General features: G+C 68.2%; 12 protein-coding genes. 9 read left to right on the top strand and 3 right to left on the bottom strand.

Annotation, left to right across the window (positions count from 1 at the left end; all coding sequences use genetic code 11):
* Window positions 1–4 precede the first annotated feature (4 nt).
* From WS51_RS01885 to WS51_RS01865, 5 genes are all read left to right on the top strand, one after another.
* Entirely contained in the window at window positions 5–469 is a 465-nt protein-coding gene (locus WS51_RS01885) for a GNAT family N-acetyltransferase (RefSeq protein WP_059452114.1), read from the top strand.
* Window positions 469–1,044: a hypothetical protein gene (locus WS51_RS01880; RefSeq protein ID WP_069228504.1), complete on the top strand. Its 576-nt coding sequence runs from the start codon at window positions 469–471 to the stop codon at window positions 1,042–1,044. Before WS51_RS01885 ends, WS51_RS01880 begins: the two co-directional genes overlap by 1 nt.
* A 162-nt stretch (window positions 1,045–1,206) precedes the next feature.
* Window positions 1,207–2,583, top strand: a complete 1,377-nt coding sequence (locus WS51_RS01875) for an FAD-containing oxidoreductase (RefSeq protein ID WP_059770545.1) — start codon at window positions 1,207–1,209, stop codon at window positions 2,581–2,583.
* 115 nt (window positions 2,584–2,698) lie between these two features.
* Window positions 2,699–3,601: a LysR family transcriptional regulator gene (locus WS51_RS01870; protein ID WP_059542863.1), complete on the top strand. Its 903-nt coding sequence runs from the start codon at window positions 2,699–2,701 to the stop codon at window positions 3,599–3,601.
* A 141-nt stretch (window positions 3,602–3,742) separates the two neighbouring features.
* On the top strand, window positions 3,743–4,732 hold the full coding sequence (locus WS51_RS01865) for a zinc-dependent alcohol dehydrogenase family protein (RefSeq protein ID WP_069228503.1): 990 nt from the start codon (window positions 3,743–3,745) through the stop codon (window positions 4,730–4,732).
* A gap of 66 nt (window positions 4,733–4,798) precedes the next feature.
* Here the strand turns inward: WS51_RS01865 and WS51_RS01860 are convergent, their stop codons facing one another.
* Window positions 4,799–5,692, bottom strand: a complete 894-nt coding sequence (locus tag WS51_RS01860; protein WP_069228502.1) for an SDR family oxidoreductase — start codon at window positions 5,690–5,692, stop codon at window positions 4,799–4,801.
* Between the two features lie 95 nt (window positions 5,693–5,787).
* Between WS51_RS01860 and WS51_RS01855 the strand changes: the two genes are divergently transcribed.
* The 4 genes from WS51_RS01855 to WS51_RS01835 all read left to right on the top strand — a co-directional run bounded on the left by WS51_RS01855 (window position 5,788) and on the right by WS51_RS01835 (window position 11,030).
* Window positions 5,788–6,657, top strand: a complete 870-nt coding sequence (locus tag WS51_RS01855; protein WP_059452108.1) for a helix-turn-helix transcriptional regulator — start codon at window positions 5,788–5,790, stop codon at window positions 6,655–6,657.
* A gap of 503 nt (window positions 6,658–7,160) precedes the next feature.
* Window positions 7,161–8,645: an alkaline phosphatase family protein gene (locus WS51_RS01845; RefSeq protein WP_069228500.1), complete on the top strand. Its 1,485-nt coding sequence runs from the start codon at window positions 7,161–7,163 to the stop codon at window positions 8,643–8,645.
* Between the two features lie 107 nt (window positions 8,646–8,752).
* Complete coding sequence (locus WS51_RS01840) at window positions 8,753–9,163, top strand: VOC family protein (RefSeq protein ID WP_059793396.1); 411 nt, start codon at window positions 8,753–8,755, stop codon at window positions 9,161–9,163.
* Window positions 9,164–9,464: 301 nt separating this feature from the next.
* Window positions 9,465–11,030 (top strand): methyl-accepting chemotaxis protein, encoded by a 1,566-nt coding sequence (locus WS51_RS01835; RefSeq protein WP_059770557.1) that lies wholly within the window; start codon window positions 9,465–9,467, stop codon window positions 11,028–11,030.
* A 106-nt stretch (window positions 11,031–11,136) separates the two neighbouring features.
* Here WS51_RS01835 and WS51_RS01830 read toward each other — a convergent pair whose 3' ends face one another.
* Window positions 11,137–11,520, bottom strand: a complete 384-nt coding sequence (locus WS51_RS01830) for a hypothetical protein (RefSeq protein ID WP_059503825.1) — start codon at window positions 11,518–11,520, stop codon at window positions 11,137–11,139.
* Between the two features lie 394 nt (window positions 11,521–11,914).
* Complete coding sequence (locus tag WS51_RS01825) at window positions 11,915–12,805, bottom strand: IclR family transcriptional regulator (protein WP_059977669.1); 891 nt, start codon at window positions 12,803–12,805, stop codon at window positions 11,915–11,917.
* Window positions 12,806–13,079 lie beyond the last annotated feature (274 nt).

Below are 13,079 nucleotides of genomic sequence, written 5' to 3'. Positions count from 1 at the left end.
TCCCATGATCGAGATCCGCGCCGCCCGCTATCCCGACGATGCCGCCGTCGTCGAAGCGATTTTCCGCGAATACATCGCAAGCCCCACGGTCAGCCTCGCGTTCCAGGATTACGAGCCCGAACTCGCCGCGTTGCCGGGCAAATATGCGGCGCCGCGCGGTCAATTGCTGCTCGCATGGCGCGGCGAGCGCGCGGTCGGCTGCGCGGCGTTTCGCGAAATCGACGCGACGACATGCGAGATGAAGCGCGTGTACGTGCGTCCCGAAGCGCGCGGGCTGAACGTCGGCCGCCAGCTCGTCGAACGGCTGTTGCGCGACGCGAAGTCGGCCGGTTATGCGCGGATGTGTCTCGACGTGCTGCCCGAATTCGTCGCCGCAAGGCAACTGTATGGTTCGCTCGGCTTCACGCCGGCGCCGCCCGTTGCGTTCAATCCGGTGCCCGGCACCGAGTTCCTCGGCCGGGATCTGTGATGGGCACCACCGCGCGCGGTGCGCTCCTCGCGCTGCTCGCCGTGCTGGCGTGCGGCGCACGGGCCGACGGGCTGCCGCCGTCCATCGCGACGCAGTTGCCGGCCGGCTACCGGCCCATGGTCGCGCGGGAAGGGCCGGACCTCGGCGACGGGCGGCGCAGCTTTCTCGTCGTCGTGCATCGCGCGGTCGATACGCGCACGGAGCCGTCGCCCCGCCCGCTGCTGATTTTCGAGGAGCAGCCCGGCCACGCGTATCGTCTCGCCGCGCGCAACGACCACGTGGTCCTGCGCGCGAACGAAGGCGGCCAGTGCGATCCGTTCGATCCCGAAGGCGCCGCCGACAGCGGCCTGGCGGTGAAAGGCCGCTATTTCACCGTGCAGAATTTCGTCGCGTGCGGCCAGCACTGGAGCGACTACGTGACGTTCCGCCACGACCCGCGCACGCACGGCTGGCTGTTCTCCAGCGAGATCTACACCGAATCGTTCCCGCTCGATGACAAGCCCGACGAAGTCACCGTCACGCGCGCCGATGCGCACCGCCCGGTGACGTTCGGCCAATGGCAACGCAAGGACTGAAAAGCCGTCGGCAAAGCGCGCTCGGCCGCTTGCATCGACGCGACTCGCGTCGCCCCGCCAACCGGTCTACCATGGGCGCTCGTCGCCGTTCGGGCGCGCGCCGGCGCGGCATGCGGCTTGCGCGTGCCCGTTTCCCACGTTGAACCAGCGCAGGAGAACGTCATGACGCAACACTTCGACGCGATCGTCATCGGTACGGGCCAGGCCGGTCCGCCGCTCGCCGCGCGGCTCGCGGGCGCCGGCATGAAAGTGGCGGTGGTCGAGCGCGGCCGCTTCGGCGGCACCTGCGTGAACACCGGCTGCATTCCGACCAAAACCCTGATCGCGAGCGCGTACGCCGCGCAGCTTGCGCGCCGTGCGGCCGAATATGGCGTGTCGGTCGGCCCGGTGAGCGTCGACATGAAGGCCGTGAAGGCGCGCAAGGATCGCATCTCCGGCCGCTCGAACCACGGCGTCGAGCAATGGGTGCGCGGCCTCGACCACACGACCGTGTTTCAGGGTCACGCCCGATTCGAGCGGGCCAACGCGGTACGCGTCGGCGACGACCTGCTCGAAGCCGACCGCATCTTCATCAACGTCGGCGGGCGCGCGCAAATTCCGCCGATGCCTGGGCTCGACACGGTGCCGTACCTGACCAACTCGACGATGATGGATGTCGACTTCCTGCCCGAGCATCTCGTGATCGTCGGCGGCAGCTACGTCGGGCTCGAATTCGGTCAGATGTACCGCCGCTTCGGGTCGCGGGTCACGATCGTCGAGAAAGGGTCGCGCCTGATCCGTCGCGAGGACGAGGACGTGTCGCAGGCCGTGCACGAGATTCTCGCGAACGAAGGCATCGACGTGCAGCTCGATGCGAACTGCCTGAGCGCACGGCGCGACGGCGACGGCGTCGTGGTTGGCCTCGACTGCACCGGCGGCCGCCGCGAGGTCGCCGGCTCGCACCTGCTGCTCGCGGTCGGTCGCGTGCCGAACACCGACGATCTCGGCCTCGAACAGGCCGGCGTCGCGGTCGACGCGCGCGGCTACATCACGGTCGACGACCAGTTGCGCACCAACGTGCCCGGCATCTGGGCGCTCGGCGATTGCAACGGGCGCGGCGCATTCACGCACACCGCGTACAACGACTACGAGATCGTCGCGGCCAATCTGCTCGACGACGATCCGCGCAAGGTGTCCGACCGCATCACCGCGTATGCGATGTACATCGATCCGCCGCTCGGCCGTGTCGGCATGACGCTCGCGGAAGCGCGGCAGACCGGCCGCCGGCTGCTGGTCGGCACGCGGCCGATGACGCGGGTCGGCCGCGCGGTCGAAAAAGGCGAGAGCCTGGGCTTCATGAAGGTGATCGTCGACGCCGACACCCATGCAATCCTCGGCGCGTCGATCCTCGGCGTGACGGGCGACGAGGTCGTGCACGGCTTGCTCGACGTGATGGCCGCCGGCGCGCCGTACACGACGATCAGCCGCGCGATGCACATCCACCCGACCGTGTCGGAGCTGCTGCCGACGCTGCTGCAGGATCTGCATCCGGTCGACTGAAACGCGGCGGGCGCGCGAGCGCCATGCGCGCCGGGTTCGCGCGTGCGTTGCGTGCCGCGCCCCGGCGCCGAACCGTGTGCGAAGATGGCCGTTCGCCACGACACCCGGAAGCGCCATGGACCGTCTGCAAACGATGCAGATCTACGTACAGATCGTCGAACGCGGCAACTTCACGCAGGCCGCCGACGCGTTGCAGCTGCATCGGCCGGCCGTCACCAAGGCCGTGCAGCAGCTCGAACAGGAACTCGGCATTCGGCTGCTGAACCGCAGCACGCGCCGCGTCAGCGTAACGGCCGAGGGCGAGGCGTTCTATGCGCGCTGCGTGCAGTTGCTCGGCAGCATCGACGACGCATTCGCCTCGTTCCCGAAGCAGCGAACGGTGCCGAAGGGCAGGCTGCGGCTCGATATCGCCGTCGCGCTCGCGAAGACGGTCATCATCCCCGCCCTGCCCGACTTCCAGCAGCGCTACCCGCAGATCGAGCTCGTGCTCGGCGCCAGCGACCAGCCGGCCGACCTCATCGGCGAAGGCATCGACTGCGTCGTGCGGGTCGGCACGCTGAAGGATTCGAGCATGGTCGCGCGCACGGTCGGCGCGGTGCCGATGGTCACATGCGCATCGCCGGGATATATCGTCCGCCACGGGCTGCCGCGCACGCTGGACGATCTGCGCAAGCACCGCGCGGTCAACTTCTTCACGGGCAGCAATCGCAAGATACTCGAATGGACGTTTCGCCAGAACGGCGAACGCGTCGACGTGAAGGTGCCGAGCAGCCTGCTCACGAACAACTCGGAGGCGCTGCTGTCGTGCGGGCTCGCCGGCCTCGGCATCGTGTACGCATTGCGGCCCGCGCTGCAGCCGAGCATCGATGCCGGCCACCTGATCGAACTGTTGCCCGGCATTCCGGCCGAGCCGAAGCCCGTGTCGGTGATGTACCCGAACCGCGCACACTTGCCCGACAAGGTGCGCGTGTTCATCGACTGGATCACGGAATTGTTCGCACGTCGTTATCCGGCCTGATGCGCCCAGTCGCGCGCACGCGTTCGAGCGGCGATTGTTATTCGTCGAATAACAATCAGTAATCGCGTCGCGCGTTTATCCGGCACGGGCCGCCGCCTACAGTGCTCCTTCATCGACACCCGTTCATCGAAGGAGTCCTCCATGTCCCGTATCGTTCGTTTCCATCGTACCGGCGGCCCCGACGTGCTGCAGATCGACACCGTCGACGTCCCCGCGCCGGGCCCCGGCGAAGTGCAGCTGCACGTCAAGGCAATCGGCATCAACCGTGCGGAAGTCATGTACCGCAGCGGCGAATACACGTTCCCGCCGCGCTTTCCCGCAGCGCTCGGCTACGAAGCATCGGGCATCGTCGCATCGGTCGGGCCGGACGTCACGTCGTTCTCCGCCGGCGATGCGGTGAGCGTCGTGCCGTCGTTCTCGTTCGCCGACTACGGGATGTACGGCGAGGTGGTCAACGTGCCCGCGCATGCGCTCGTCCGGCATCCGGAGAACCTGTCATTCGAGGAAGCCGCCGCGACATGGATGATGTTCGTCACGGCCTGGGGCGCGCTGATCGAACTCGGCGGGCTCGAGCAGGGCGACGCGGTGCTGATCGGCGCCGCGTCGAGCAGTGTCGGGCTCGCGGCGATCCAGGTCGCGAACCGGGTCGGCGCGATGCCGATCGCGCTTTCGCGCACTGAAGCGAAGCGCCAGGCGCTGCTCGACGCGGGCGCCGCGCACGTGATCGTCGGCAACCCGGCGGACCTGCCTCGGCAAGTCGCGGAACTGACGGGCGGCCTCGGCGCGCGCATCGCGTTCGATCCGGTCGGCGGCCCCGGCGCGGCGAATCTGCTGCGCGCGCTGCGCAACAATGGCACGTTCTTCCAGTACGGCGCGCTCGACACGCGCGACATCGCGGTGCCGGTGATGGACCTGCTCGCACGCCACTTGACGTTGCGCGGCTACGAGCTGTTCGAGATCACCGGCAACGCGCAACGGCTCGAACGCGCGAAGCGCTTCATCGTCGACGGGCTCGCGGCCGGCGCGCTGAAGCCGTCGATCGACCGCACGTTCGCGTTCGACGACATCGCGCAAGCGCATCGATACATGGAAGCCGGCGCGCAAGTCGGCAAGATCGTCGTGATCGTCTGAAGGTCGCGACAGCAGGCGTGCCGACCGGAAACGGCGGCACGCGTCGCGCATTCGCTCATTCGCGCATCAGGTCTCGAAGTACCGCGGCCGGTCGATATCGGCCAGCAATCCCGGCTGCACCGGCGTCCAGTCGAGCCATGCCCGCGTGCGCTCGCTCGTTGCGGGCGCATCCATTCCCGCGAACATCGCGAACCACCCGAAATGCTCGGCGGCCTGCTCGGCCGATTTCGACACGACCGGCACGTTCAGCCGGCGGCCGATCACTTCCGCGATCTCGCGGAACGGCACGCCCGTGTCGGCGACCGCGTGATAGCGCGCGTCGGGCACGCCGCGTTCGACCGCAAGCCGGTACACGCGCGCCGCATCGAGCCGGTGCACGGCCGGCCAGCGGTTGCCGCCATCGCCCACATAGGCCGACGCGCCCTTCTCCCGCGCGAACGCGATCAGGCGCGGCACGAACGCGTGATCGCCGTCGCCGTGCACGGACGGCGGCAGGCGCACGACCGACGCGCACACGCCTTGCGCGTGCAGCGCGGTCGCCGTCGCTTCCGACGCACGCGGATAGGCGGCCGACACCGGCACGTGCGGATCCTCCTCCGTCGCCGCCCGGCCGGGCGCGACGAGTGCAAGGCCGGACGTGACGACCAGCGGCCGCGCCGACCCCGCGAGCACCGCACCGAGCGCCTCGATCGCGCGGCGATCGAGCTCGCAGTTTTCCGCGAAGCGCGAGAAATCGTGATTGAATCCCGTGTGGATCACGGCGTCGGCGGCCTCGGCACCGCGCTTCAGGCTGTCGAGATCCTCCAGCGATCCGCGATGGACGTCGGAGCCCGCGGCCGCGACCGCCGCGGCGGCTGCGTCGGAACGCGCGAGACCGAGCACCGCATGCCCGGCGGCCACGAGCTCCGCAACGACCGCGGAACCGACGAAACCCGACGCACCCGTAACAAAGACACGCATGTTCGACCCCTCAGAATGAATGTGAGGCTTACTATCTGTCCACCGTCGCGCACGGTGAAGACGTGACGGTTTACCGGTAAACGAACTAACAGGCTATGGCTGACGCATCCGACAACCTGCTCGGCGCGTACCTTCGGGACCGCCGCGAGAAACTCGACCCGGCCGCGCTCGGGCTGCCCGTCGCGCGGCGCCGCACGCCGGGCCTGCGGCGCGAGGAAGTCGCGCAGCGCGCGCACGTGAGCGCCGCCTGGTACACGTGGCTCGAACAGGGACGCGGCGGCGCGCCGTCGGCCGACGTGCTCGACCGGCTCGCCCGCGCGCTGCTGCTCAACGATGCCGAGCGCGAACATCTGTTCCTGATCGGCCTCGGCCATCCGCCCGAGGTGCGCTATCACGCGAGCCGTGACGTCACGCCGCGCCTGCAGCACGTGCTCGATTCGCTCGAAGCCAGCCCCGCGATCGTGCGCACGGCGACGTGGGACGTCGTCGCGTGGAACGACGCGGCCGCCGCGACGCTGACCGACTATGCGACGCTGCCGCCACCCGCGCGCAACATCCTGCGGCTGATCTTCGTCGATGCCCGCGTGCGCGACGCACAGCAGAACTGGGAACGCGTCGCGCGGTTCGCGGTGGGCGCGTTTCGCGCGGACATCGCACGCGGCGGAGCGACGCAGGCCGTGCAGACGTTCATCGACGAGATGCGCGCGACGAGCGCGGAGTTCGACGCGATGTGGCGCGATCACGACATTCATTCGCATGACGAAGGAACGAAGGAGATTCGTCATCCGACGGCCGGGCGGATCGCGCTCGAGTACTCGGCATTCTCGGTGACGGGCCGCCCCGATCTGAGTCTGGTCATCTTCACGCCGGCGACGCCGGCCGATCGCGCGCGCATCCGGGCACTCGTCGCCGCGCGCGACAAGGCTCGCGAACGGGCCGACCAATCGCACGCGCCGGCCGCGTAGCGCGTCGATTCACGTACGACGCCGCTGCCGCAATCGCACGCGGTACCGCGCCCGAAATGGACGCACCGCGCGCGCGGCCGGTGCCGCGCCGCCCGCCGCACCGGCATCGGCGCCTGCCGGTGAGAACGCGCGTCTCGCGCGTGCGCTGTCCCTTTTCCTGCTTCAGCTTCCGTTTCGCCGCGTTCCTTTTGACCAGCGGCCAGTGAAAAATGCGCAGCTCATTCGTCTGACGACAGCCACCGGATCGACATGCGCGAAACGCTGCGCCGCGATGCACGCATCGGACGACGGCGAACGCGCGGCAGCATGCGCGGCGCGCGCCGCGCGTGTGCGCATGCAACGATCGAACTCGGCGGCCTGCACGATGCGGCGCCTTGCGCAACGGGCATGAAGCTTGCGCCTTCCACGCGCTCGCGATCTCCAGCTGCGAGTGCGCGTCGATTCGCGGCGGCGATGCGTGACCGGACGGTCAGCCGCGTCCCATAACGAAGGAGAACGTTGTCATGGACGAGACGAATGCATATCGCCGCTACAATCGCCGACGCTTTCTCGCGGGCGTTGCAGCGATGGCCGGCAGCGTTGCGCTGCCCGGCTGCGGCGGAGACGGCGATGGGCCGGGCGCGGACGGCAACGCGCCCGCACCGTCGATCGGCGACACGCCGTCACCGAACGGCCGCGATCGCTACAACCTGCCACGGCCCGCGTTGCCCGACCCCGCGAGTTCCGGCATCGATCACATCGTGCTGGTCACGATGGAAAATCGTTCGTTCGACCACTACCTCAGCTGGGTGCCCGGTGCCGAAGGCATGCCCGCCAATCAGCAATTCAAGGACGCGTTCGGCGGGACCAATGCACCGTTCCAGCTGTCGGCCAATCCCGCTTACGGCTACCAGGCTTGCGCGTACCACGACCCGAACCACAGCTACGAGGGCGCGCGCACGCAACTGGCGTCGGGGGCGATGAACGGCTGGCTCCTGACACCCGGAACGAGCCTGACGCGCGGCGACCTGCTGCCCATCGGCTTCTACACATCGGCCGACCTGCCGTTCTTCAGCGCGGTGGCGAGCAGCTACACGATCGGCGATTTCTACTTCAGCGGCGTGCTGGCCAACACGTTTCCGAATCGCCTCTACCTGCACAGCGGCGCCACCGACCGCCTCACGGACACCGCCGACAACTCGTCGCTGCGCACGATCTGGGACAACCTGAGCGATGCCAACGTCGGTTGCAGCTACTACTACCACGACGTGCCGTTCACCGCGCTGTACGGCACGCGCTATCTCGGCATCTCGCACATGTTTGCGGATTTCCTGTCGAACGCGGCGGCGGGAACGTTGCCGCCGTTCTGCATGGTCGACCCGGCTTTCACGGGCGAGCAGCAAGGGGTTTCGGCGGACGATCATCCGCATGCGGACATTCGCGACGGGCAGGCGTTTCTCAACCAGGTTTACGACGCGTTGCGCACGAGCCCTGCGTGGAGTCGCACGCTGATGATCGTGGTGTACGACGAATGGGGCGGCTTTCTCGAGCACGTGGTGCCGCCGATCCGGCCGGTCAGCAACAGCGAGCACGCGCTCGGCAACGACGGCAAGCTCGGTTTTCGCGTGCCGCTGGCGCTGCTCGGCCCGCGCGTTCGCGCCGGCACGGTGACGCGCTATCCGTTCGACCCGAGCTCGATTCATGCGCTGCTGCAATGGCGTTTCGGATTGAAGCCGCTCGGTGTACGCGGCAGCGACCCGGCGACGTTCAACCTCGCTTACGCGCTCGATTTCGCCGACCCGCCGCGTACGGACGCGCCGGCGTTCACGGTCGCGCAAGGGCCGTTCGGCGGAACGTGCGCCGGCGCAACGGCGCCTTCGCCGTCCAGCTCGGTCTCCGGCATCGATCCGTCGCAAATGGCGGCCGGCGCGTCATCCGGTCAGACAGCCGATCGTTTCGCCGAATTGCGTGCGAAGGCAGCCGCGCTCGGGTTCGGCACAGGTGCCTGACGACGGCGCGCGCGCGGCTGCGCCGATCGAAATCGATGCAGCCGCCCCTTTGCGCGCACACGGCGCCGGAGGACAATACGCCGTGATTCCCTTCGAGGTCGCTCGACATGGCCCGATTCCAGCCCGACGGGTGGCATACCGTCACCCCCCGCATCGTCGTTCCCGATCCCGAGCACCTGATCGCGTTCATCAAGGCGGTCTTCCACGCGCACGGCGAATTCCGTTCAGGACTGCCAGCCGAAATCAGGATCGGCGATTCCGTCGTGATGGTGAGCGGCGGGGACGGGCTGCGCGATCCGATGCCGGCGTTTCTCTACGTCTATGTCGAGAACACCGACTCGACCTACCGCCGCGCGATCGCCGCAAATGCGACTTCGCTCGAAGCGCCGGCCGACATGCCGTACGGCGACCGGCGCGCGATGGTCCGGGATCCGTGGGGCAACACGTGGCAGATCGCCACGCATCGACACGATCTGTCGATTGACGAGATCCGGTCCCGGCTGGCCGGCGACGAGTAAGCGACAGCGCGGACGCCCGGCACACATCCGCACTTCGCGCGCATCGCAACCCGTGCATGCGATGCGGGCGCCGGCCGTCGGCACGCCATTCACCAGGACGGCGCATCCGTCTTCCATCGCCGTGCCTGTCGCATTCGTTCAGATTCGCGTCGCGTGCGGATAAAACCTGCGCGCCGCGCCTGCCGTTAATCCGTTCGCAACCCCGGCGCCCCGCATTCCGACGCGGCGCCCCGTCGTCGTTCGTGATCCGGAATCCATATCCGCCGTCGGCCGCCCGTCGGGCCGCCGGCAAGGGAACGTCATGCGAAAACTCACTATCCGCGGCGGACTCGTCGCGACCATCGCCGGCTATACGGCGCTGCTCGTGCTCGTCGTCGGCGCTTGCATCGCCGCCCTCTATGCGGGCAACGGCTCGCTCGAAGCGATGTACCGCGACGACACCGCGTCGCTGCTGCACCTGAAAACCAGCTCCGAACGGATGCTGGTGCTGCGCGAACGCGTGAGCGACGTCGCGCAGATCATCAGCGCCGGCCAGCCCGCGAAGGCGGAAATCGCGCAACTCCACACGCTCCTGAAGCAAAGCGACGACGAACTGGACGCGTACACGCGCCTGCACACGCGCGACGCCGACGAGCAAGCGCTGTTCGACACGCTGCGCAATCGCCGCCGCACACTGCTCGACCAGGTGTTCCTGAAGGCGATGTCGCAACTCGATCACGACAACGCATTCGACTTCCTCGACACGCACCGCACCGCGCCGCCGGCACTCTTCACTGCCTACCAGGAAGCGATCGACGCGCTCGAATCGTTCCAGGTCGCACGCCAGAAGGCGCGTTACGATGCGGCCGGCGAGCGCTTCCACCGCATCGTGTGGGCCATGGCGGCCGTCGCGCTGTTCGCGCTCGTCGTCGGCTTCGTCGCGCAGCGCGTGCTTGCGAAGGCGATCATCGCGCCGATCCATCTCGCGGTCGCGCATTTCGACAGGATTTCGAAAGGCGACCTGACCGGCACGGTCGTCATTCCGGGCGAAAACGAAATGGCGTATCTGCTGAACGCATTGAAGCGGATGCAGGATGGCCTCGTCGAAACCGTGAACCAGGTGCGCTCGAGCACGGAAACGATCGTCGGCGACGCCCGCACGATCGCGAGCGGCAACGTCGACCTGTCGGCGCGCACGGAGCAGCAGGCCGTGTCGCTGCAGCAGGCGGCGGCGAGCGTGGAGCAACTGACCGCAACCGTGCGGCAGAACGCGGACAACGCGCGCGATGCGCGCACCTACGCGCAAGGCGCGGCCGGCATTGCGTCGAAAGGCGGGGACGCGATGCAGCGCGTCGTCGAAACGATGTCGGCGATCTCGCACAGCTCGACGCGGATCTCGGGCATCGTCGGCGTGATCGAAAGCATCGCATTCCAGACCAACATTCTTGCGCTCAATGCCGCCGTCGAAGCGGCGCGTGCGGGCGAACAGGGGCGTGGCTTCGCCGTGGTGGCAACCGAGGTGCGCGGGCTCGCGCAGCGCTGCGCGTCGGCGGCAAAGGAGATTCGCGAACTCATCGGCCACTCGGCGCAGCGCGTCGAAGACGGCAGCAGCCTCGTCGCGCTTGCGGGCTCGGCGATGAACGAACTCGTCGCCGCGGTCGAGCGCGTGAACGCGATCATGGGCGAAACGAGCATCGCGTTCGACGAGCAGACCGCCGGCATCGAGCAGGTGAACGCCGCCGTCATCCAGATGGAGCAGACGATGCAGCGCAATGCCGCGCTGGTGGAAGAAGCGGCCGCCGCCGCACTGTCGCTCGAAGACCAGAGCACGCGGCTGAGCGATGCCGTCGCGCAATTCCGTCTGCGAGAGACAGCGGCGGCGATGTGATGCGACCGGCCGGGCCCGGTGCCAGGCGTGCCGGCACGGTACGACACCCGAGCCGCGGCCGGTGCCGTTGCCGGCAGATGTGGATCGTCCGGTGTGCCGTTCGCGCCTAGGCCGCCCGTGCCAGCAGGTCCATCGCGAAGGACTTCGCGTGCGCGACAGCCTCCTGCGCGTCGGGGAATACGCCGAGCTGCTCCCAGCGCTCTTCGGCCGCGTAGGTTCCCCTCACGGCGAGCGCCCGCTGCACGCGCAACTGCGCCGCGAATCCGCCGTCCTCCAGCGGGCGCGCCGTCGCGACGACCTTGTGCGGAGGACTGGCTCGCTCCGGCTGATGCAACTCGACAGGACCGCCCGGCACGCCGATGCTCGTCAACTCGTTCCTCGCCTTGCAGTCGGGGCAGTAGAAACACCAGCCTGCTTCTTCATGACTGGCCTTGACCTGACCACGAGCCAGCACGGCACGGCATTCAACGTTTTCGCAGATGAACGGCATGGCAGTCTCCGGAGTTGTTTGTCGGAAATCCTAGCATGTCCGTCGGTGGCGAAACCAGGAAAAAACCCGCGCCGGATCGGTGCGGCGGCCCGGTCATCGCACCGTGCAAACCGTGGCCGCCGCGGCGTCTTCGGTTCGTCGACCCGGTGCAGCAATCCGCTGCGCGCGATCATCGTCTGCGCAGCCGTCGTCCCGGGCTCGAGAATCTCGTTCCCGTCGACCGACAACACGCGGCGATCCTCCATCGGCACGCGGCCGCCCACCATCGTCATGCACACGTCCGCCGCGTTCGCGGAACACGTCGCGCAATACACGGGCAGGTGCATCGGCATCATGCGCGGGCGGAAGAGGTCCACGAGCAAGCAAGCCGACGAAACGGCCACGCTCGATGCGGCTATGCGGTTTTCCCGGACAGCCCGTGCATCGGCCGCCGCAATGCGGCGTCGAACGGGTTGGTGCGCGGACCGATCGCGTCGGCCTGGCGCCTGAGCAGTTCGACGACCATCGGCATCCGGTCGTCGCCGAGGCGCGACGCGAGCGTGCCGACGCTCAACGCGCCGACCGGATACCCGGTGCGGTCGAGGATCGGCACCGCGACGCCGGCCATCCCGTCGAGCACGCCGCTGTTGCGGCCCGCATAGCCGAGCTGGCGCACGCGCTCGATCTCGGTGCGCAGGTACACCTCGTCGAGCACGCCGTAGCCGCGAATACGCGGCACGTTGAAGCGGATCACCTCCTCGCGCTCGGCTTCCGGCAGGAACGCGAGGATCGCGAGACTGCCCTGTCCGACGCCGAGCGCGACGCGCCCGCCGATGTCGCCGGTGAACGAGCGGATCGGAAACGGCCCTTCGCACAGATCGAGGCATACCGCGTCGAAGCCGCTCTTCACGAGCAGGAAGATCGTCTCGCCGAGACTGGCGCACAGTCGCAGCAGCGCGGGCCTGCACAGCGTGCGCATGCTGCTCGGGTTGCCGGCCAGCGCGGCGAGCGCGAAGAAGTCGACGCTCAGCCGATACAGCTTCGATTGCTCGTCCTGCTCGACCATCCCTTCGGCGATCAGCGATTGCAGGATCCGGTGCGCGGTGCCCTGCGTGAGCCCGACGGCCTTCGCGAGATGCGTGACGCGCACGCCGTCCTGCTGCATGCCGGCCAGCGCGCGAAGGATCGCGAACGCGCGCTGCAGCATGCCGGTGCCGGGCGCGCCGGCGGCATCGGCGGCGGGGTCCTCTTCCGGCGCCGGCATGCGCGCGGCACGCGACGTTCCGCGCGAATGAGGTTCCTGCATGCGAATTCTCCTCGGGGATTTCAGTGAACGGAATACGCCAGCCGCCATTGTCGCGCGGCCGAAATCCGCCAGGCATCCGGGTGTACACGGGATTGACGCGCGCCGTTCACGACCCGGCCGCTCCTCATTGAACGGAACGATCCTCCGGCAATGCTCGAAATCATTCCGTTCAATGGAATTTTTTCAAAATTCCTCCCGTTGAGCAGAATTCCAAATTGACGGTCCCAAATATGGCTGGCTAGAGTCCGCGTCAATGACGCACCGGCCGCCCGGT

The organism is Burkholderia territorii (assembly GCF_001718335.1).
Classification (GTDB): Bacteria; Pseudomonadota; Gammaproteobacteria; order Burkholderiales; family Burkholderiaceae; genus Burkholderia; species Burkholderia territorii.
This window is presented reverse-complemented; position numbering and strand designations above follow the sequence as displayed.